This window comes from Arthrobacter sp. CAN_A6 (assembly GCF_015751715.1).
Classification (GTDB): domain Bacteria; phylum Actinomycetota; class Actinomycetes; order Actinomycetales; family Micrococcaceae; genus Arthrobacter_D.
In genome coordinates this window covers 18,355-39,157 of the sequence record NZ_JADOUV010000010.1, presented here as the reverse complement: position 1 = coordinate 39,157, position 20,803 = coordinate 18,355, and the positions used below count along the sequence as shown (strand labels likewise).

General features: G+C 67.0%; 18 protein-coding genes, 1 tRNA gene and 1 pseudogene. 14 read left to right on the top strand and 6 right to left on the bottom strand.

All coding sequences use genetic code 11. The features are described 5' to 3' along the window. Positions 1 to 112 precede the first annotated feature (112 nt). The 7 genes and pseudogenes from IWX75_RS14890 (at position 113) to IWX75_RS14865 (ending at position 4,895) form a co-directional block, all read left to right on the top strand. On the top strand, positions 113 to 817 hold the full coding sequence (locus IWX75_RS14890) for a metal-dependent transcriptional regulator (protein WP_196823037.1): 705 nt from the start codon (positions 113 to 115) through the stop codon (positions 815 to 817). A 21-nt stretch (positions 818 to 838) separates the two neighbouring features. Further along, positions 839 to 1,252, top strand: a complete 414-nt coding sequence (locus tag IWX75_RS14885) for a hypothetical protein (RefSeq protein ID WP_334684381.1) — start codon at positions 839 to 841, stop codon at positions 1,250 to 1,252. A 2-nt stretch (positions 1,253 to 1,254) separates the two neighbouring features. Beyond that, a pseudogene (locus IWX75_RS14880) lies at positions 1,255 to 2,072 on the top strand (nitroreductase family protein). A 130-nt stretch (positions 2,073 to 2,202) separates the two neighbouring features. Continuing rightward, a complete protein-coding gene (locus IWX75_RS14875; RefSeq protein WP_196823036.1) occupies positions 2,203 to 2,700 on the top strand; it encodes an HNH endonuclease in 498 nt (165 codons plus the stop codon). Next, positions 2,697 to 3,416, top strand: a complete 720-nt coding sequence (mobA, locus tag IWX75_RS14870) for a molybdenum cofactor guanylyltransferase (protein ID WP_334684380.1) — start codon at positions 2,697 to 2,699, stop codon at positions 3,414 to 3,416. Before IWX75_RS14875 ends, mobA begins: the two co-directional genes overlap by 4 nt. Beyond that, positions 3,379 to 3,639 (top strand): DUF6457 domain-containing protein, encoded by a 261-nt coding sequence (locus IWX75_RS17770; RefSeq protein ID WP_334684379.1) that lies wholly within the window; start codon positions 3,379 to 3,381, stop codon positions 3,637 to 3,639. Before mobA ends, IWX75_RS17770 begins: the two co-directional genes overlap by 38 nt. Then, complete coding sequence (locus tag IWX75_RS14865; protein WP_196823035.1) at positions 3,636 to 4,895, top strand: molybdopterin molybdotransferase MoeA; 1,260 nt, start codon at positions 3,636 to 3,638, stop codon at positions 4,893 to 4,895. Before IWX75_RS17770 ends, IWX75_RS14865 begins: the two co-directional genes overlap by 4 nt. A 9-nt stretch (positions 4,896 to 4,904) precedes the next feature. On the opposite strand, the gene IWX75_RS14860 is transcribed toward IWX75_RS14865, so the two are convergent. Beyond that, entirely contained in the window at positions 4,905 to 5,030 is a 126-nt protein-coding gene (locus IWX75_RS14860) for a hypothetical protein (protein WP_334684378.1), read from the bottom strand. 32 nt (positions 5,031 to 5,062) lie between these two features. Then, the gene (locus tag IWX75_RS14855) at positions 5,063 to 7,438 is read right to left on the bottom strand and encodes an FdhF/YdeP family oxidoreductase (RefSeq protein ID WP_196823033.1); all 2,376 of its coding nucleotides are present in this window, start codon (positions 7,436 to 7,438) and stop codon (positions 5,063 to 5,065) included. Positions 7,439 to 7,519: 81 nt separating this feature from the next. Between IWX75_RS14855 and fdhD the strand changes: the two genes are divergently transcribed. Then, entirely contained in the window at positions 7,520 to 8,347 is an 828-nt protein-coding gene (fdhD, locus tag IWX75_RS14850; RefSeq protein WP_196823032.1) for a formate dehydrogenase accessory sulfurtransferase FdhD, read from the top strand. Between the two features lie 108 nt (positions 8,348 to 8,455). Here the strand turns inward: fdhD and IWX75_RS14845 are convergent, their stop codons facing one another. From IWX75_RS14845 to IWX75_RS14835, 3 genes are read right to left on the bottom strand one after another with little or no spacing between them, the layout of a single operon-like run. Next, on the bottom strand, positions 8,456 to 9,232 hold the full coding sequence (locus tag IWX75_RS14845) for an amino acid ABC transporter ATP-binding protein (protein ID WP_196823031.1): 777 nt from the start codon (positions 9,230 to 9,232) through the stop codon (positions 8,456 to 8,458). Further along, positions 9,219 to 9,878, bottom strand: a complete 660-nt coding sequence (locus IWX75_RS14840; protein ID WP_196823030.1) for an amino acid ABC transporter permease — start codon at positions 9,876 to 9,878, stop codon at positions 9,219 to 9,221. The genes IWX75_RS14845 and IWX75_RS14840 overlap by 14 nt, the downstream gene beginning before the upstream one ends. 40 nt (positions 9,879 to 9,918) lie before the next feature. Next, positions 9,919 to 10,746: an amino acid ABC transporter substrate-binding protein gene (locus IWX75_RS14835; protein ID WP_196823029.1), complete on the bottom strand. Its 828-nt coding sequence runs from the start codon at positions 10,744 to 10,746 to the stop codon at positions 9,919 to 9,921. 148 nt (positions 10,747 to 10,894) lie between these two features. On the opposite strand from IWX75_RS14835, the gene IWX75_RS14830 reads away from it, so the two are divergent. After that, positions 10,895 to 12,802, top strand: coding sequence for an ABC transporter ATP-binding protein (locus tag IWX75_RS14830; protein ID WP_196823028.1), 1,908 nt, complete (start codon positions 10,895 to 10,897; stop codon positions 12,800 to 12,802). A 34-nt stretch (positions 12,803 to 12,836) separates the two neighbouring features. On the opposite strand, the gene IWX75_RS14825 is transcribed toward IWX75_RS14830, so the two are convergent. Then, positions 12,837 to 12,910, bottom strand: a tRNA-Arg gene (locus tag IWX75_RS14825). A 231-nt stretch (positions 12,911 to 13,141) separates the two neighbouring features. On the opposite strand from IWX75_RS14825, the gene IWX75_RS14820 reads away from it, so the two are divergent. The 5 genes from IWX75_RS14820 (at position 13,142) to IWX75_RS14800 (ending at position 20,723) form a co-directional block, all read left to right on the top strand. Next, positions 13,142 to 14,698, top strand: a complete 1,557-nt coding sequence (locus IWX75_RS14820; RefSeq protein WP_334684377.1) for an alanine/glycine:cation symporter family protein — start codon at positions 13,142 to 13,144, stop codon at positions 14,696 to 14,698. Between the two features lie 121 nt (positions 14,699 to 14,819). Beyond that, positions 14,820 to 17,276, top strand: a complete 2,457-nt coding sequence (pcrA, locus tag IWX75_RS14815) for a DNA helicase PcrA (RefSeq protein WP_196823027.1) — start codon at positions 14,820 to 14,822, stop codon at positions 17,274 to 17,276. Positions 17,277 to 17,420: 144 nt separating this feature from the next. After that, positions 17,421 to 18,587: an ADP-forming succinate--CoA ligase subunit beta gene (gene sucC, locus IWX75_RS14810; RefSeq protein ID WP_196823026.1), complete on the top strand. Its 1,167-nt coding sequence runs from the start codon at positions 17,421 to 17,423 to the stop codon at positions 18,585 to 18,587. 12 nt (positions 18,588 to 18,599) lie between these two features. Further along, positions 18,600 to 19,502 (top strand): succinate--CoA ligase subunit alpha, encoded by a 903-nt coding sequence (gene sucD / locus IWX75_RS14805; protein WP_196823025.1) that lies wholly within the window; start codon positions 18,600 to 18,602, stop codon positions 19,500 to 19,502. A gap of 165 nt (positions 19,503 to 19,667) precedes the next feature. After that, complete coding sequence (locus IWX75_RS14800) at positions 19,668 to 20,723, top strand: zinc-dependent alcohol dehydrogenase family protein (protein ID WP_196823024.1); 1,056 nt, start codon at positions 19,668 to 19,670, stop codon at positions 20,721 to 20,723. Positions 20,724 to 20,803 lie beyond the last annotated feature (80 nt).

The window sequence follows — 20,803 nt, the reverse complement described above, 5'->3', positions numbered from 1 at the left end:
TCGTCGTAGGAGGAAAAGGCGCGGAGTGGGGGTGCTGACGCATGGGTTAACCTTGGGAGGGGGCGCTGGCCTTCCGTCCCGCACCCCGCACTGCATCAAGGAGTTGAACCGCATGACGGATCTCATCGATACGACCGAGATGTACCTGCGGACCATCCTCGAGCTCGAGGAAGAAAGCATCGTTGCCTTGCGGGCGCGGATCGCGGAGCGGCTCCGCCACTCCGGACCCACTGTCTCGCAGACGATCGGGCGGATGGAACGCGACGGACTCGTGGTCGTCTCGGGGGACCGGCACCTCGAGCTCACCGAACTCGGACGGCGCCGGGCAACCGAGGTCATGAGGAAGCACCGCCTTGCGGAACGGCTGCTGAGTGACGTCATCGGACTCGACTGGGCGTACGTCCACGACGAGGCCTGCCGCTGGGAGCACGTCATGAGCGAACGCGTGGAGCGCCGCCTGTACGAGCTGCTCGGCCAGCCCACACAGTCGCCGTACGGCAATCCCATCCCGGGCCTCGAGGCGTTGGGTGGAGTGTCGACGGATTTCCTCACCGACGGTGTCGTGACCCTGCTGGCGGCCATGGAGACGTACAGCACCGGCTCCCGGGTCACCCTCCTGCGTCTGGCGGAGCCAATCCAGGTGGATCCCGAACTGCTCACCCAGCTGGACGAGGGCGGGTTGCGCCCCGGAGCGTCCCTGAGCCTCGAGTCGGTGGGCGGGTACGTGTCGGTGCGGGTGCCCGGGGTCGAGGGTGCACTCGAACTGCCGCCCGAGGTCGCTGCCCATGTCTTCGTCTCGGTGGGCGCGCCGGCCTAGGACGGCGCATACGATCGAACCGTGGGACGGCAACGGCACGCATCCGCGCAGGGCACAGCCACGTGCGGGACAACCCGCGCCGCGGTCAGCGCCGCGGTGGGATCCTATGCGGGAAACGCAGCGCTCGGCACCGCCGTCCTGTTCGGGTTGATCGACACCTCGCGGATCCGGTGGGTGCACCATCTGCTCTACGTAGGGACGTGTCTGACCACTGCTGTGGCGATGCTCGCCGCAGCAGCCGACCCGCACGGCAGGCGTATCTGTGGTGCGTTGGCCCCGGCCGTCCTTCCGCTGGCAGTCATCCCTTTCGCCGGTACCTCTGGCCGCCGTCATCCGGCGGTGGCGCTCGCGGCTGCGCCCTTCTACGCGGCTGCGCTGGTGCGGGTCTGGAGGTCGGACGTGGACTCGGACGTGGACGTAGGACATGGGGGTTGAACATGGAGTTCCTTGATGTTGTTCGACGGCGGAAGACGACGAACGGGCCGTTCCTGCCCACACCGGTCAGCGAAGCCCACCAGCGGCTCCTGATGGAGGTGGCGGGCCGGGCCCCCTCGCAGCTCAACAGCCAGCCGTGGCGGTTCGTGGTGATCGAGGACCGCGCCACCATCGAGGAAGTGGCGTCCATCAGCGGCGGCAGCATGACGGCCGCGATGTCCAACGGCACGTTCTTCGAGCGGTACAAGCCCTACTTCCGCTTCAGCGCCGAGGAAATGGCCACGCGGCGGGACGGTATGCTCTTCGACCGGTTGCCGCCCCAGCTCAGGCCTTTCACCAGACAGGTGTTCACGCGGCGCGGGCAGAGGATGATGAACGCGCTCCGCGTGCCGCAGAAGCTGGGCGAGGAGAACCGGCGACTCGTCGCCGGTTCTCCTCTTCTGCTCGGAGTCCTGCTGGACCGCTCCGAATACCGGCCCGGCGAGCTGTCCGCCTTCTATTCGGTGTTCAGCATGGGGGCGGCGATGGAGAACATCTGGCTGACCACAGTGGAGCTCGGCATGGGCATCCAGTTCATCTCCTTCCCGATGGAGGTGCCCGGCAGGTGGGAACAGATCGCCGGACTCCTGGCAGTTCCCGACGAGCTCGAACTGATGGCCGTCTACCGGCTCGGTTACCTTCCCGAGGGCAGCGCCGTCCGGCCATCGACTGGTCGAGCTCCGAGCGCAAGCTGCCCTCGCAGTACGTGTTCCGTGAAACCTGTGCAACACCCCAGCAGGGCTGGGACGACGGCGGGAGCGGACGTCCGGCGGGCGGCTGAAGCCGGCGGCCGGCCGCGGATTCGCCTGACAGCGCCCGGCGGCTTACCCTAGCATTGTCAATTCGGAGAACTTCTCCTGAGCGCGGGACGGCAACCGGTTCTCGGGACGTAGTCGCAAAGAGGCCCGTGCATGCGCACTCTCGTTCTGAATGCAGGATATGAACCGCTGGCGGTCGTCACCTTCCGCCGGGCGCTGGTGCTTGTGCTGACGGGCAAGGCGAGCGTGGTCGCCGAAGACGACGACCCGGTGATCGGCCCCAATGAAGTGCTGGGACGCCCCTCCGTGATCCTCCTCCACCGGTACGTCAAGATCCCCTACCGGCACGATGTCACTGCCACCCGAAGGGGCGTTCTCCGGCGGGACAACCACCTGTGCGCCTACTGCGGCAAGACGGCCACCACCATCGACCACGTGTACCCGCGCTCACGCGGGGGGTCGGATACCTGGGAGAACCTCGTGGCCTGCTGCCTCCGTTGCAACAATGCGAAGGGTGACAAGACTCTCGTGAGCCTCGGCTGGAGCCTGCGGACCGTGCCGCTGCCGCCCCGTGGGCCCCTGTGGCAGCTGCGGGAGCTCGAGAAGCCTGCGCCGCAGTGGAGTGAGTTCCTCACCGAGTGGGCCGCGTGAGCTTTCCGCGGATCCGGTTCGACGCCGTCGTCCTGGCCGGGGGGCGCTCCTCACGGCTCGGCGGAGTCCCGAAGGCGAACCTCACGGTCGAGGGTCGGTCGCTCCTCGAGATCACCTGCCGCGCTGTGGCCGATGCAGACCGGATCGTCATCGTCGGGCCGAACTCGGCGGTTCCGGGAACAATGACGGAACTGCTCGGCACCGGGGGCCCCGAGCTGCGCGTGGTGCGCGAGGATCCGCCCTTCGCGGGTCCCGCCGCTGCGCTTGCCGCAGCCCTGACCACACCCGGCGCACTCGGCCCCGCCGACAGCTCACCGGCCTGGCTGGCCGTGCTGGCCTGCGACATGCCGCGCGCCGGACAGCTCCTGGAGCTCCTGCTTGCCGCCGTCGCCCGGGATCCGTCGGTGTCGGTCGTCGCCGACGATGCGGGCAGGACCCAGCCCCTTGCGGCCCTGTACCGGCGGGAGGCTCTCGAGGCTGCCGTCGCGGGCACAGCCACTACGGGCGGGGCCGCGAATCTGTCGATGAAGAAGCTCCTTGCTAGGGTGAGCACCAGAGAAGTCCCGGTTCCGCCGGGCACAACGCTCGACGTCGACACGTGGGACGATGCACGCGCCCTGGGCGTCGACGTCGTCGAGGAGACCCCGGAGGGCACAGATGGACGAGCGCGAAAAATTGTTGACCGAGTGGTGCGCCAGGCTGCTGAAGGCCTATGAGCTCGAGGATTCGACGGTGGACATCGACGCCGTCCTGGCCCTGGCCGGAAAGGCCGCCCATGGCGTGGTGCGCCCGGCGGCGCCCCTGACCACCTTCATCGCCGGATACGCGGCAGGCCTCGCTGTGGGAACCGGGCAGGCCGGGGAGGAGACCGCCATGCGCTCGGCCATCGGGCTGGCGGATGCGCAGTGCCCGCCCGCCGGCCAGGAGACGACGGCGTGAGCGAAGCTGGTGGGAACCGGAACCTCGACTGGGGAACTGCACGGGAGGCGGCGCACGACGCCGCCCGCCCGCTGCCCCATCAGACGGTGACCCTCGCCGACGCGCTCGGGCAGACGCTCGCCGAGGCGGTCTCCCCCCTCCAGCCGATTCCGCACTACGCTTCCTCGGCCATGGACGGTTGGGCCGTCAGCGGCCCGCCGCCGTGGACCCTCGTCAGCCCCGAGGTGCACGAGGACCACCCGTGGCGCCGGCCGGCTCCGCACAGCGATTCCGGCTCGGTGGCACTCGAGCCGGGCCAGGCAACCTTCATCCTCACCGGGGGCGTGGTCCCGGGCGACACCGACGGCGTCCTGCGGACCGAGCACGGCCAGATCCGCGGCGACCTGCTCGACAGGAACGAAGCAGCACGACCGGACGAGCCGGTCCGCGGCGAGCACATCCGGCCCGCCGGCGAGGAGGCGGAGAAGGACATCGAGGCCATCCCGGCCGGAGTTGTCCTCAACCCGGCGCAGATCGCCCTCGCGGCGGTGTGCGGCCACGACACCCTCGCGGTGCTGCGCGCGCCCCGGGTGTCACTCCTGATGACCGGGGACGAGGTGATCGAGGCGGGCCTGCCGCATGCGGGCCAGGTGCGCGACACCTTCGGGCCGCAACTGCCGGCCTTCGTGGCGATGCTGGGCGGACACGTCGACGTCGCGGGACGGGCCAAGGACGACCTCGACGACGTCGTTGCCGCCATCAGCGCGGAAGCCACCGACGGGTTCTCGCTGGCGAGGGCCTCCGGAGACGTACTCATCACCACCGGCGGCACGGGAAGTTCCTCGGCGGACCATATCCGCCGGGCCCTCACAGTGCTCGACGCCGAGATGATCATCGACGGCATCGCCATGCGGCCGGGCCATCCCACGTTGCTGGCCAAGCTGCCGGACGGGCGGTTCCTCGTGGGACTGCCGGGGAACCCCCTGGCGGCGATGATGGCGATGCTGACCGTGGTGGGTCCCCTGCTGGCCGGGCTGCGGGGGGCTCCGCTGGAGGAACCCCAGCAGGTGCTGTGCGGCGAGCAGTTCGAGCCCCTGGAGGGGCGTAGCCGCCTTGTCCCGTTCCACTGGGCCGAGGGCCGCGCGATGCCCAGCGGTCACCAGCGCTCAGGGATGCTCCGCGGTCTCGCATCGGCGGACGGCGTCCTGGTGGTGCCGGCCGAGGGCTGCACCGTCGACCAGCCGGTGCCGGCGGTCAGGCTCCCCTGGGTACGTTAGCCGGGTACCTTAGCTGGGTACGTCAGGACGCTGACCGGGGGCCGGAAGGGCCGCGAGCCGGTGGGCGTTCCAGAGAACGACGAACGCCCCGGAGATGAAACCGGGGCGTTCGTCGTTCGCCGGGCGTTCGCGCATTCCCAGCGTGTCAGCCGCGGCGCCGGCTTCCATCAGCCGGCGGGCTCGAGCGCTTCCTCGGCTGCTTCGTCAGCCGCCACCTTCTCTCCTGCTTTCTCCAGCCGGAGGATCACCGACTTCGACGTCGGAGTACCGCTGATATCCGCCGTGGAATCCAGGGGAACCAGCACGTTCGTCTCCGGATAGTACGCCGCTGCGCAGCCGCGGGGCGTGGGATAGGCCACCGCGCGGAAGTTCTCCGCCCGCCGTTCGACGCCGTCCGCCCACTCGGAGACCAGGTGCACCGAATCTCCGTCGACCAGACCCGCGTCCGCGAGGTCATCCGCATGGACGAGGACCACCCGTCGGCCGCCGTGGATGCCGCGGTAGCGGTCATCCTTGCCGTAGATCGTGGTGTTGTACTGGTCGTGCGAGCGCAGGGTCTGCAGGAGGAGGCGTCCTTCGGGGACCTTCGGGTACTGCAGCTCGTTGGCCGTAAAGTTCGCCTTGCCGGTGGTGGTGGTGAACGTCCGACTGTCCCGCGGGCCGTTCGGCAGGACGAAGCCGCCGGGCCTGTCGATCTTCGCCTCGAAATCGTCGAACCCCGGAACGACAGCGGAGATGTGCTCCCGGATCACGCGGTAGTCGGCCTGCGCCGCGATCCAGTCCAGCTGCGGAGCGTTGTCGGTGTAGGGGCTGTCCGCCCGGGCGAAGAGCCGGTCGGCGAGCTGGCAGACGATCTCGATCTCCGAGCGCATCTCGGTGCTCGCCGGCTTCAGCCGACCGGTGGAGGCATGGACGGCGCTCATCGAGTCCTCGACGGTGACCCGCTGGTCTCCACCGGCCTGGGTATCGCGGTCGGTGCGGCCGAGCGCGGGAAGGATGACCGCGCGACGGCCCGGAATGAGGTGCGAGCGGTTGAGTTTGGTGGAGACCTGCACGGTGAGCCGCGTGTTGCGCAGCGCCTGGTCGGTGACGTTCGAGTCGGGGGTGGCGCGGACGAAGTTTCCGCCCATCGCCATGAAGACCTTCGCGCCGCCGTCGCGCATGGAGCGGATCGCTCCCACGGTGTCGAAGCCGTGGCGGCGCGGTGAGGAGAAGCGGAAGCGCTGATCCAGCGCGTCATGGAACGCCGTCGGCATGCGCTCGAAGATGCCCATGGTGCGGTCGCCCTGCACGTTGGAGTGCCCGCGGACGGGACACACCCCGGCGCCCGGCTTGCCGACGTTGCCCTGCAGCAGGAGCACGTTGACGACGTCGCGCAGCGTGGCGACGGAGTGCTTGTGCTGGGTGAGGCCCATCGCCCAGCACACGATGGTGCCGGGGGAGGCGATCATCCGGTCGCCCACCTTGGTGATCTCGGCCTTGCTGATGCCGCTCGCCTCGATGATCTCGTCCCAGGACGTGCTTCGGAGGCTCTCGAGATAGTCCTCGAGTCCCAACGTGTGTTTCGCGATGAAGTCGTGGTCGAAGACGGTGCCGGTGGCCTCCTCCTGCTCGAGCAGGTGCTTGCCGAGTCCGCGGAACAGCGCCTGGTCGCCGCCGAGGCGGATCTGCAGGAAGTCATCGGCCAAGGACGTGCCGCCACCGAACCGGGTCCCCAGCAGGCCCATCGGGTTCTGGGGATTCTCGAAGCGCAGCAGCCCGGCCTCGGGCAGCGGGTTGATCGCGACGATCGCCCCGCCGTTCTTCTTCGCCTTCTCGAGCGAGGTCAGCATACGCGGGTGGTTCGTGCCCGGGTTCTGGCCGGCGACGATGATCAGGGGCGCGGTATCGACGTCGTGCAGTGACACAGTGCCTTTGCCGATGCCGAGCGTCTCGACGAGCGCCGAGCCGGAGGACTCGTGGCACATGTTGGAGCAGTCGGGCAGGTTGTTCGTACCGATGCCGCGGACCATCAGCTGGTACAGGAAGGCCGCCTCATTGGAGGTCCTGCCGGAGGTGTAGAAGACGGCTTCGTCGGGGCTGTCCAGTGCCGCGAGCTCTTCGACGATCACCGAGTACGCCTCGTCCCAGCCGACCGGCCGGTAGTGGGTGGCGCCGGCGTCGAGCAGCATCGGGTGGGTGAGGCGACCCTGCTGGCCCAGCCAGTACTCGTCGTGGGACATCAGGTCGGAGATGGAATGCTCGGCGAAGAACTCCGGGGGAACGGTGCGGCGGGTGGCTTCCTCTGCCACGGCCTTGGCTCCGTTCTCGCAGAATTCTGCGGTGTGCCGCTTGTCGCCCTCGGGCCAGGCGCAGCCCATGCAGTCGAAGCCCTTGACCTGGTTGACCGCGAGGAGGGTCTGGGCGCTGCGGAGCGGGCCCATCTGGTCGATCGAGATCTTCAGGGAGTTGAGAACCGCCGGAAGGCCGACGGCCTTCGTCTTCGGCTTCCCCGTGGTGATCCGGGATTCGTCAATGTCGTTCTTCGGTGCCTTCGATGCCAAGGCCGTCACATCCTCGTGTTGGGAGCAGACTGTACGGTCAGTCAACTAACCTCATCTTAGGCCGATGGTGAGGAGTGGTTGATGAACAGGGTGACGCAGCGCCGCCGCATAACGAAGTTCCGGGTGGGCGGCACCACGGGGCACCGCGAGGATGTGCTCGCCGGCGAGGAGCCACTGGAGATCCGTCTCGACGGCCGGGCGTTCACGGTCACCATGCGGACGCCCGGCGACGACTTCGACCTCGTGGCGGGCTTCCTCGTGTCCGAGGGCGTGGTGTGGGAGCCGGGCCAGCTGCCGAGCCTGCGGTACTGCGCGGGAGTGGACGACAACGGGCAGCAGACCTTCAACGTGGTCGAGGCGCAGCTCCGTCCCGGCGTCCAGCTCCCGGATACCGCGATGGAACGCCATGTCTACACCTCGAGTTCCTGCGGGATCTGCGGGACGGCGTCCATCGACGCGGTCCGTAAATCCTCACGGTTCGAGCTCACCGGCGATACCGCACGCGTGGAGCTGTCGGTCCTCGCCGGGCTGCCCGATCGCCTGCGGGAAAGCCAGAAGCTGTTCGACCGCACGGGCGGCGTCCACGCCGCCGGGCTGTTCACCCGCGACGGCGAGCTGTTGTGCCTGCGCGAGGACGTGGGACGCCACAACGCGGTGGACAAGGTCGTGGGCTGGGCCCTGCGGGAAGGGATGCTGCCCCTCGCGGGCACCATCCTGCAGGTCTCCGGGCGGGCGTCCTTCGAGCTGGTGCAGAAGGCCCAGCTCGCAGGCATACCGGTACTCGCCGCGGTCAGCGCGCCGTCGTCGCTCGCCGCCGACCTCGCCGACGACGCCGGACTCACCCTCGTGGGCTTCAGCCGTGGCAGTACCCTGAACTGCTACTCGCACCCCGAGCGCATCAGCGCCTGACGGGTGGGCTCGGATGCGGCTGGCGCGGGTTGAGGAGCCGGTCGGACGTCCCGGTGCCGCTGCAACGGCTCGGATACGGCGGAACGGCTCGGATGCGGCTCGGTGCCACTAGAACGGGTTGAGGAGCCGATCAACGAACCTGCGGGTCCGCTCGTGGACCGGGTTGCGGAGCACCTGGTCGGGGTGACCGTGTTCCACCACGACGCCGCCGTCCATGAACACCACCTCGTCGGCCACCTCGCGGGCGAAGGCGAGCTCATGGGTGACGATCACCATGGTCCAGTCCTCCTCGGCCAGTTCCTTGATCACCGTGAGGACCTCGCCCACCAGTTCGGGATCCAGGGCGGACGTCGGCTCGTCGAACAGCAGCAGGTCCGGCTGCAGTGCCAGCGCCCGCACGATGCCCACGCGCTGCTGCTGTCCGCCGGACAGCTCGAAGGGATGCTGGTCCTTCTTCTCGGCGAGGCCCACTCGTCCCAGTAGCCGCTCGGCGTCGGCTATCGCGTCTTTCCTCGGCCGCTTCTTGACCTGTACCGGGCCTTCGATCACGTTCTCCAGCACTGTCCGATGCGGGAAGAGGTTGTAGTTCTGGAAGACCATCGCGCTGCGGTCCCGCAGCGAGAGTGCTTCCCGCCTGGACACTCGTGCACCGAAGTCGACGGCGGGTCCGCCCCGGAAGGCGACGGTGCCGCCGTCGGGCACCTCGAGTCCATTCAGGCACCGCAGTACCGTGGTCTTGCCTGAGCCCGAAGGGCCGACGAGCGCCACCACCTGCCCCGATCGGACCGACAGGTCGATGGACTTCAGGACCTGATTGCTGCCGAAGGACTTCTCGAGTCCCGTGACGGTCAGGAGGGGTGCCGAGTCTGGTTCAGCGGGCAACATAGCGGTCCAATCTCTTCTCGAGGACTGACTGGCCGCTGGAGAGGACGAGGCAGAACACCCAGTACACCAGTGCGGCCTCCAGGTACAGCATCATGAACTGCTGCGAGAACGCGGCGATCTGCTCCGCCTCGCGGAACAGTTCGGTGACCAGGATGAGCGAGGCCAGGGAGGTGTCCTTGACCAGGCTGATGAACGTGTTGGACAGCGGCGGAACCGAGACACGTGCGGCCTGGGGGAGGATCACGCGGCGGAGTGTCACGGCGCGCGACATGCCGATCGTGTGGCCGGCCTCCCACTGCCCCTTGGGCACCGACAGGACGGCTGCGCGCAGGATCTCCGCCGCATAGCCTGCCACGTTGAGGGAGAACGCGATGATCGCGCTCGGCCACGGATCGATCACCAGTCCGATCGAGGGCAGGCCGTAGAAGATGACGAACAGCTGCACCAGGAGCGGCGTCCCCCGGATCACCGAGATATAGCCGCGCGCGATCCCCGAGAGGACGCGCCTGCCGCTGATCCGCAGAAGCGCGAGCACCAGCGCCAGGGCGAGCCCGAGGACGAAGGACGCGAGGGAAAGGGGAATGGTTCCGGTCAGGCCGCCGCGGACGATCGGCCAGAACGAACTCCGGAACAGCTCCCAGTCCACGTGCTCATCCTTTCAGCAGTTCCAACGGTTCCAGCCGAAGTTACTGGCTCACGTCGGTTCCGAAATACTCCTCGGAGATCTCGGCGAGGGTTCCATCCGCGCGGAGTTCCCCGAGGGCGGTATTGACGGCGTCGACCAGTTCGGTGCTGCCCTTCCGAAAGGCTACAGCGCTGAGGGACTGCTCCTCGGTCTCTGCGGCCACCTTGATCGAGGTATCGTTGCTGGTTTTCTGGTAGTCGAGGTAGGTCAGTTCGTCATTGATGGTGGCGTCGACGCGGCCCTGCTGGAGGAGCGTGATGGACTGAGCCCACCCTTCGACCGATTCCACGTTGGCGCCGCTCTCCTGGGCGAGCTCGTACCAGTTGCTGGTGAGTGACTGCGCAGTGGTCTTGCCCTCGAGGTCCTCGAAGGACGTGATCTCACCGTTGTCGGCGCTCGTCACGATGACGCCGTTGCTCACGGTGTACGGGTCCGAGAAGTCGTAGGCCTCCTGCCGCTCGTCCGTGATGGACACCTGGTTGGCGACGGCGTCGAAACGGCCGGCTTCCAGCCCGGCGAAGATGGCATCCCACTGGGTCTCCTCGAACTCCGCCTCCACCCCGAGCTTTTCCGCCACTGCGGTGATGACCTCGACGTCGTACCCGGTGAGCTCGCCGGTCCCGTCCTCGTGGAAGCTGAAGGGCTTGTAGGTTCCCTCGGTGCCCACCGTCAGGACGCCGGCGTCCTGGATCTGCTGAAGGGTCGACGGCGCCGCTGATTCACCACCGCCATCGGCTGCACCGGACGGGGACGGAGTGGACGATGCGCACCCGGCGAGTGCCAGGGTGATCGCTGCGGTTGCGCCGAGAACGGACAGGCGTGACTTCATGGTTCGGGTTCCTTAGATATTCGCCGGGGTGGGCTCCGAGGCCTCCCTAGGTGAACACCGGCGCCCCCGCTAATTGTTCCGGGATGCCCTGTCGGGGTTCGGCACTTCCCGGCCTAAGCTTGGGGAAGCTCGAACTGGAGGAATTTTCATGAGCATGGAAGGCGCGGCCTGGAGCTCCCTGTACCGGATCTCCACCGCCAAGGACAGCAGGAACAAGTTCTCCCGGGAGACGCTGAAACGGATCGTCGCTTTCGCCGTGCCCTACCGTGCCCAATTGGCGATCTTCATGGTGCTCTCCGTGGCGGGGGCCTTCCTTGCAGTGGCGACGCCCGTCCTGGCCGGTCAGGTGGTGGATGTGATCGTCGCCAACGGCGAGACGGCCACGGTGGTGCGCCTCGCCGCCGTCATCGCCCTCGTTGCCGTTATCGACGCCGCTGTGTCGATGATCACCCGGTGGTATTCCTCGAGGATCGGCGAGGGGGTGATCCTCGACCTCCGCACCGCCGTCTTCGACCATGTCCAGAAGATGCCCATCGCGTTCTTCACCCGAACCCGCACGGGGGCACTCGTAAGTCGCCTCAACAACGACGTGATCGGCGCCCAGCAGGCATTCAGCGGAACCCTCTCGGGAGTGGTCACCAACCTCGTGGCGCTGATCCTCACCCTGATCGTGATGCTCAGCACCTCGGTGCTGGTGACGGTTCTCGCCATCATCATGCTGCCGATCTTCCTCATCCCCGCCCGCCGGATGGGCAGCAGGCTCGCGGCACTCCGGCGGGAGGCCGCGGACCACAACTCGACCATGAGCACCCAGATGACGGAGCGTTTCTCGGCTCCCGGAGCCACCCTGGTCAAGCTGTTCGGACGCCCGGACGAGGAGTCCGACGAGTTCCGGGTACGCGCGGCGCGCGTGCGTGACATCGGTGTCCGGACGGCAATGCTCCAGTGGATCTTCTTCACCGCGCTGATGCTCGTCTCGGCGCTGGCGCTCGCCCTGGTCTACGGGCTCGGTGGCAGCCTCGCGCTCGCCGGACAGCTCGATACCGGCGAGGTGGTCACGCTGGCACTCCTCCTGACCCGCCTGTACGCCCCGCTGACCAGCCTCGCCAATGCGCGCGTCGAGATCATGAGCGCACTCGTCAGCTTCGAGAGGGTCTTCGAGGTCCTCGACCTGGTGCCACTCATCCAGGAGAAGCCCGGTGCCGGTTCCGTGCCCCCGGGGCCGGTCTCCGTCGAGTTCGACGACGTCCGTTTCGGCTACCCTTCCGCGGACAAGGTGTCGCTGGCCTCGCTCGAGGAAGTGGCGACACTCGACACCCGTGGCGGCGAGGAAGTGCTGCACGGAATCTCCTTCCGCATCGAACCGGGCCAGACCGTGGCCCTGGTCGGCACCTCCGGCGCCGGCAAGTCGACGATCGCCCAGCTCCTGGCCCGGCTGTACGACGTCGACGGCGGCGCGGTGCGCCTGGCCGGCGTCGACGTGCGGGACGTGACGTTCGAGTCGATGCGCTTCACCCTGGGGATGGTGACGCAGGACGGCCACCTGTTCCACGAGACCATCCTCTCCAATCTGCGCCTTGCGCGACCCGAGGCCACCGAGGATGAGGTGTGGGACGCCGTGCGCCGCGCACGGCTCGAGCAGCTGGTGAGGTCCCTGCCCGACCAGCTCGACACGATGGTGGGGGAGCGCGGCTATCGGCTGTCCGGCGGAGAGCGGCAGCGCATGACCATTGCGCGGCTGCTGCTGGCGCAACCGCGCGTCGTCATCCTCGACGAGGCGACGGCGGCACTCGATTCGACGTCGGAGGCGGCGGTCCAGGCCGCGCTGAGCGAGGCCCTCCAGGGCCGGACCGCCATGGTGATCGCCCACCGACTGTCCACCATCCGCACCGCGGACCTGATCCTGGTGGTCGAGGACGGTTGCATCGTGCAGCGCGGGACCCATGACGAGCTATTGGCGCGGGGCGGACGCTACGAAGAGCTGCACCGGACGCAGTTCGCGGTGCAGAAGAACATTGCGGTGGACGAGGAGCCGGAGGCGCTCAGTCAGGTCTAGGGGCGCCGAGGCGCTTTCGTCGCCTATCCGTCGGTGCCCCTGGCCGGAATCGAACCGACGACCTTCCCTTTAGGAGAGGGACGCTCTATCCTACTGAGCTACAGGGGCCTGCTGCCGCGGCGGATACCTTCGCCGCGTCGAGCATGCCCAGCTTACCCGTTCGTCAGGATGAGAGAAAAAACCGGGAAATCCAGCGGCAGGACGGGGAAGTATCACCGGCCACTCCTGCACCCCGGCAGTCCGTGCACCCAGCGGTGCATTATGGTTGGAACTTTGGCGGGCACACCATGTGATCGCCAACACAAACGGAAACCGGTTCCCTGGAGGGATGGCAATAACATGGCACTACCTATGGCGAGCGTCACCGAGGATGTCGGATGGCTCGCAGCGATCGACAACGGCATCAACTCGGTGTTCGAACCCATCACGGAAGTCTTTTCCACGATCGTGTTCTTCCCCATCACGATCGGCGACGTAAGCTTCCCGTTCGTGGTGGCCTGGCTCATCGCAGCAGGCGTGATCTTCACGATCTACTTCGGTTTCGTCCAGTTCCGTGGACTGAAGGTCGCGTACGAAGTGGTACGCGGCCGCTACTCCTCGAAGGACGACCCGGGGGAGGTGCCCCACTTCCAGGCGCTGACGTCCGCACTGTCGGGGACGGTCGGGCTGGGAAACATCGCCGGTGTCGGTGCGGCCATGGCCCTCGGCGGCCCGGGAGCCACCTTCTGGATGATCCTCGCCGGGCTCCTGGGCATGGCGACGAAATTCGCCGAGTGCACGCTCGGTGTGAAGTACCGCGAGGTCCACGCGGACGGGTCCGTCAGCGGCGGGCCCTTCAAGTACCTCCCCATCGCCTTCAGCAAGTTCGGCGCCATCCCCGCGAAGATCCTGACCGGCATCTTCGCCGTCGCCATCCTCATCTTCGGCGTGGCCGGCGGCAACATGTTCCAGGCCAACCAGACCTTCGCGCAGGTGCAGAATGTGACCGGCGGCGCTGACGGCTTCCTCGGAAGCGCCGGAGCCGCCCTCATCTTCGGCCTCGTGCTCGCCGGCCTCGTAGCCGTGGTGATCCTCGGTGGTATCAAGTCCATCGGAGCCACCACCAGCAAGCTCGTGCCGGCCATGGGCATCGTCTACGTCACCTCCTGCCTGCTCGTCATCCTCGTGAACTTCGGACAGGTTCCCGCTGCCATCGCGTCGATCTTCGCAGGAGCCTTCAACCCCGAAGGGATCGCGGGAGGAATCCTCGGCGTCATGATCGTCGGTTTCACCCGTGCAGCCTTCTCCAACGAGGCAGGGCTCGGCTCCGCCGCGATCGCGCACTCGGCAGTGAAGACCCGCCGCCCGGTCAGCGAGGGCTTCGTCGCCCTCTTCGAACCGCTCGTCGACACGGTGCTCATCTGCACGATGACGGCACTGGCAATCATCATCGCGGGCGCACCGAGCCTTCAGGCCGGAATCGACCAGGTGCAGGCAGGAGAGGGGACGCCCGACGGCGTCATCCTCACCTCGGACGCCTTCGCCACCGTGTTCCCCTGGTTCCCCGTGGTGCTTGCCATTGCCGTTGCACTGTTCGCCTACTCGACCCTCATCACCTGGTCCTACTACGGACTGAAGGCCTGGGAATTCCTGTTCGGCCGCGGCAAGACCTCGGAGATCATCTTCAAGGTCATCTTCCTGTTCTTCACCGTTGCCGGTTGCGTGCTGACCTTCAGCCAGGTCATCAGTTTCGCCGATGCCGCCCTGTTCGTCTGCGGCTTCGTGAACCTGCTGGGCGTCTACCTGCTCCTGCCCGTCATCAAGCGGGAGATGAAGGAGTACCTCGCCGACCGCAAGAGCGGGAAGCTCGCCATCCTCGGCATCGAAGAGGATGAGATCCGCAGCGACAAGGGTTAGTCCTGCTTCGGGAGCGCCCGGCGTTCCTCCTTCCGCTCGTCACTGAAGCCCCCGGCGCTGCCGGGGGCTTCAGTTCTGGGAGCGATGAGTGTCACAGGCACCGCCTAGACTGGAAAGCACAATGGATATGCTTTTCGACCCGTACTTCGACCCCCGCCCCGCCCGGAATGCAAGCAAGACCGAGGGGAACAGGCCGGCGTCCCCGCCCGACCCCTCCGATCCGGCCCTGGGCTCTGCCCCCGGATCGAGGGGGGTGGATGAGCAGCGGGCCTCCGAGCTGCTCGAAGGGCTCAACCCGCAACAGGAGGAAGCGGTCCGCCATTCCGGCTCACCTCTGCTGATCGTCGCCGGAGCCGGCTCGGGCAAGACGCGCGTCCTCAGTCACCGGATCGCCTATCTTCTGGCCACCGGGCGGTCACATCCAGGCCAGATCCTCGCCATCACCTTCACCAACAAGGCCGCCGCGGAAATGCGCGAACGGATCGAAGCTTTGGTGGGCGACGTCGCCAAGCGGATGTGGATCTCCACGTTCCACTCCTCCTGCGTGCGCATCCTGCGCCGCGAGGCAGCATCGGTGGGACTGAATTCGAACTTCTCGATCTACGACTCGGCGGACACCCTGCGCCTGGTCACCCTCGTCGCCAAAGGCCTGGACCTCGATCCGAAGAAGTTCGCGCCGAAGGCCATCCAGCACAAGATCTCGGCGCTGAAGAACGAACTCATCGACGAGGAGACCTACGCGGGCGCCGTCAGCCTCTCCGACCCGTTCGAGCAGGCCGTCTCCGAGGTGTACACGGGCTATGCGCAGCGCATGCGCCAGGCCAACGCCATGGACTTCGATGACCTGATCGCCCAGACCGTCTTCATGTTCCGTGCCTTCCCAGGGGTTGCCGACTACTACCGGCGGCGCTTCCGGCATGTGCTCGTGGACGAGTACCAGGACACCAACCACGCACAGTACGCCCTGGTGCGGGAGATCGTCGGAGTTCCCGGCGAGTCGACCGACGACCCCGCCGAACTGACGGTGGTGGGCGACTCGGACCAATCCATCTACGCATTCCGTGGTGCTGACGTGCGCAACATCGTGGAGTTCGAGAATGACTATCCGAGTGCTCGGACCATCCTGCTGGAGCAGAATTACCGTTCCACGCAGACCATCCTGAGCGCTGCCAATGCCGTCATCTCGCGCAACCCCAACCGGCCCGAGAAGCGGCTGTGGACCGCCGAGGGCAACGGCGAGAAGATCATCGGCTACGTCGGTGAGAACGAACACGAGGAAGCCCGGTTCATCGCCGAGGAGATCGACCGGCTCCAGGACGAGGACAACCTGCGGCCGGGGGACGTCGCGGTGTTCTACCGGACCAACGCGCAGTCCCGATCCATCGAGGAGATCCTGATGCGTGTCGGCCTGCCCTACAAGGTGGTGGGCGGCACCCGATTCTACGAGCGCAAGGAGATCAAGGACGCGCTGGCGTACCTGCGCGTGCTGGTGAACTCCGACGACGTCGTGAACCTGCGCCGGATCCTCAACGAGCCCAAGCGTGGAATCGGCGACCGCGCCGAATATGCGGTGGCGGCCCTTGGTGAACGCGAGCGGATCAGCTTCATGGCTGCCCTCCGGCGTGCAGGTCAAGCGCCGGGCATGGCGACCCGTTCCGTCAATGCGGTGGCGGGTTTCGTCAAGCTCATCGACGATCTTGCCGAAGTGGCTGCCGGGTCGGGTGCGTCCGCAGCCCTGGAGGCCGTGCTGGAGCAGACCGGCTACCTCGAACAGTTGCGCACCAGCAATGATCCGCAGGACGAATCGAGGGTGGAGAACCTCGCTGAGCTGGTGGCCGTGGTCCGGGAGTACGAACGAGACAACCCCGACGGCACGCTCGGTGACTTCCTCGAGCAGGTGTCATTGGTGGCGGACGCCGACCAGATTCCGGACGCACCGGAGGGTTCTCCCGCCGAGGTGGAGCGGGCGGTGGCCGAGGCGCGCAGGCAGGGCGTGGTGACCCTCATGACGCTGCACACGGCCAAGGGACTCGAATTTCCAGTGGTGTTCCTGACCGGCATGGAGCAGGGCATCTTCCCGCACCAGCGGTCGGCAACGGACCCCAAGGAGCTCGCCGAGGAGCGCCGGCTCGCCTACGTGGGCCTGACGCGCGCGAGGGAACGGCTGTACCTGACGCGGTCCGAGGTCCGGAGCATGTGGGGCCAGAGCCAGTACAACCCGGCAAGCCAGTTCGTGGGCGAAGTGCCGGAGGAGCTGATCGTGTGGAAGCGGGAAGGTGCGGCGAAGCCGGCCTGGACCACGGGTGGAAGCATCAGCGGGCCCCGTTTCAGCGGTTCCTACTGGGGCGCAGGCGGAGGTGGTACGTCGTCGGCCCCGGCGAAGGCCATCGGCCGCGTGCAGCCGCAGAAGGAAGTGGTCTCCGTGGGGGTGGGGGACCGGGTCAACCATGCGAGTTTCGGCAACGGCACAGTGCTCGCCGTCGAGGGATCGGGAGACAAGACCGTGGCCAAGGTGAAGTTCGACGCCGGCGAGAAGCGGCTCCTGCTGCGGTACGCGCCCCTCACCAAGGAAGCCTGAAAGCTCTAGCTCATGCGCCGGTTTTTCTACAACTCATAGAACTGTGTGCTTACTCACTAAAGGGCTAGTCTTGAAAAGGCCTCCCGCGCCAAGGGACTAAAGTTCCCTGTGTAAACCTACTTCGACGTAGAAGGACACTAATCCGTGGACCTGTTTGAATATCAGGCGCGCGATCTCTTTGAGGCACACGGAGTACCCGTGCTCGCCGGCATCGTGGCGCATACCCCTGAAGAAGCAAAAGCAGCAGCTGAGAAAATCGGCGGCGTTGTCGTCGTCAAGGCCCAGGTCAAGGTTGGTGGCCGAGGAAAGGCCGGCGGCGTCAAGGTCGCCAAGACCCCTGAGGAAGCTCACCGCTATGCCTCGGACATCCTCGGTATGGATATCAAGGGCCACACGGTCAACAAGGTGATGATTGCGCAGGGCGCGGACATCGCGGAGGAGTACTACTTCTCCGTCCTGCTCGACCGTTCCAACCGCAACTACCTCGCCATGTGCTCCGTAGAGGGCGGCATGGAGATCGAACAGCTCGCGGTGGAGCGTCCCGAAGCCCTGGCCCGCGTGGCTGTGGACCCCGGCGTGGGAATCGACCAGGCGAAGGCCGACGAGATCGTCGCCACGGCAGGCTTCGCACCCGAGCTTCGGGCCGACGTCGCCACCACGATCCTCCGGCTGTGGGACGTCTTCGTGAAGGAAGACGCCACGCTCGTCGAGGTCAATCCGCTGGTGAAGACCGGTGCCGGTGACATCGTCGCGCTGGACGGCAAGGTCACCATCGACGAGAACGCCTACTTCCGCCACGATGACCACGCGGCCCTCGAGGACAAGGACGCAGCGGATCCGCTCGAGGCCAAAGCCAAGGAGCACGACCTCAACTACGTCAAGCTCGACGGCGAAGTGGGCATCATCGGCAACGGCGCCGGTCTTGTCATGTCGACGCTCGACGTCGTCGCGTACGCCGGCGAGGCGCACGGCAATGTGAAGCCCGCGAACTTCCTCGACATCGGCGGTGGAGCCAGTGCGGAGATCATGGCGGCGGGACTCGACGTCATCCTGAACGACTCCCAGGTCAAGAGTGTGTTCGTCAACGTCTTCGGCGGTATCACCTCCTGTGACGCAGTGGCGAACGGTATCGTCAAGGCACTCGAGATCCTCGGCGATGAAGCGAACAAGCCACTCGTGGTCCGGCTCGACGGCAACAACGTCGAAGAAGGCCGCCGCATCCTCTCAGAGGCCAATCACCCCCTGGTGACCCTCGCCACCACCATGGACGAAGGCGCCGACAAGGCCGCCGAGTTGGCTTACGGAAAGTAAAGGTTCCTCTCTATGTCTATCTACCTGAATAAAGACTCAAAGGTGATCGTCCAGGGCATCACCGGCGGCGAGGGCAGCAAGCACACCGCCCTCATGGTTGCAGCAGGAACCCAGGTCGTGGGAGGCGTGAACGCCCGCAAGGCCGGAACCACCGTCACCCACGGCGATGTCACCCTGCCGGTGTACGCCACGGTCGAGGAAGCGGTCGCCGAGACCGGCGCCGACGTCTCCATCGTCTTCGTTCCACCCGCCTTCACCAAGGACGCCGTCGTCGAAGCCATCGAAGCAGGCCTCGGCCTCGTGGTGGTCATCACCGAGGGCGTCCCGGTACAGGACTCGGCCGAGTTCTGGGCACTGGCGCAGACCAAGCTCGACGCCGACGGCAAGCAGGTCACCCGGATCATCGGGCCGAACTGCCCCGGCATCATCACCCCGGGGGAGTCGCTCGTGGGCATCACTCCGGCGAACATCACCGGCAAGGGCGGTGTCGGCCTCGTATCGAAGTCCGGCACCCTCACGTACCAGATGATGTTCGAGCTGCGTGACCTCGGCTTCTCGACCGCCATCGGCATCGGTGGCGACCCAGTGGTCGGCACCACCCACATCGATGCGCTCGAAGCCTTCGAAGCGGATCCTGAGACCAAGGCGATCGTCATGATCGGCGAAATCGGGGGTGACGCGGAGGAGCGCGCCGCCGAATTCATCAAGGCCCATGTCACCAAACCGGTGGTCGGCTATGTTGCAGGGTTCACGGCGCCTGAAGGAAAGACGATGGGCCACGCGGGCGCCATCGTGTCCGGTTCCGCCGGCACAGCACAGGCCAAGAAGGAGGCCCTCGAGGCAGCGGGCGTGAAGGTCGGCAAGACGCCGTCCGAGACGGCAGCCCTCCTGCGCGAGGTCTACGCGGCCCTCTAGGCCGCCGCCCGTTTCGCTACGGGCCAGGCACGACGCCGCCCCGGATGCCACCTGGCAGCCGGGGCGGCGTCGTGTTCCCGGCCGGAGATCCCACGCCCGGATCCTGGCGCGTAGGGTTGGATCCGGGGAAACGACCGACAGCTCTACGAACTCCGAGGAGAACCCATGCGCGCCACAATCATCCATGGTCCAGGCGATATCCGCGTCGAGGACAGGGACTACCCTTCCGTCATCCGCCCCACCGATGCCGTCGTGAAGGTGACCGCCTCCTGTGTCTGCGGATCCGACCTCTGGCCCTACCGTGGCGTAGGGAAGGCGAGGGGCCCCAAGGCCATCGGCCACGAGTTCGTCGGTGTGGTGGAGGCGGTCGGCGACGACGTCACGAAACTGTCCGTGGGTGACTTCGTCATTGCGCCCTTCGTCGACAGCTGCGGGGCCTGTCCCCAGTGCCTCAACGGCGTGACAGTGGCCTGCGACCACCTGACGTCCTGGGGAAGCACCGACGAGAACGGGAACTACGTCGACGGCGGCCAGGGAGAGGCGGTCCGCGTGCCGCAGGCCGAGGGCACGCTGCGGAAGGTCGAGGGCGTCACCGAACCGGACGCGGAGCTGACCGCTAGCCTGCTCACCCTCTCGGACGTCATGTCGACGGGCCACCACGCCGCGGTCAGTGCGCACGTCGGTCCCGGACGCACCGTCGTCGTCGTGGGCGACGGCGCCGTCGGCCTCTGCGGGGTGCTTGCCGCCAAGCGGCTGGGTGCCACGCGGATCATCGCGATGTCCCGGCACGAGGACCGGCAGGCGCTGGCCCGCGAATTCGGCGCCACCGACATCGTCGCCGAGCGCGGCGACGACGGCGTCGAGAAGGTCCGGGAGCTCCTCGGGGGAGTGCTGGCCGACTCGGTACTCGAATGCGTGGGCACCAAGGAATCGATGGACCAGGCACTGCGCAGCACGCGGCCGGGCGGAAGCCTCGGCTTCGTCGGGGTGCCGGCCGGCGGCCCCGAGATTCCCATCCGTTACCTCTTCGCGAACAACATCTCGGTGGGCGGTGGAATGGCCCCTGCCCACACCTACATCCCCGAACTGCTCAAGGATGTGCTTGCCGGAAAGATCAATCCCGGCAAGGTGTTCGACGTCGTGATGCCGCTCGACGAGGCAGCCGAGGCCTATAAGGCGATGGACGAGCGCCGTGCCATCAAGGTGCTGCTCAGGCCCTGACCTCCGGGCGGAAGCTGAACAGCGGCGCGGCCTCCGGGCCGTGCCGCTGTGCCGTCAAGGACGTGTGATTTAGGCCGCAG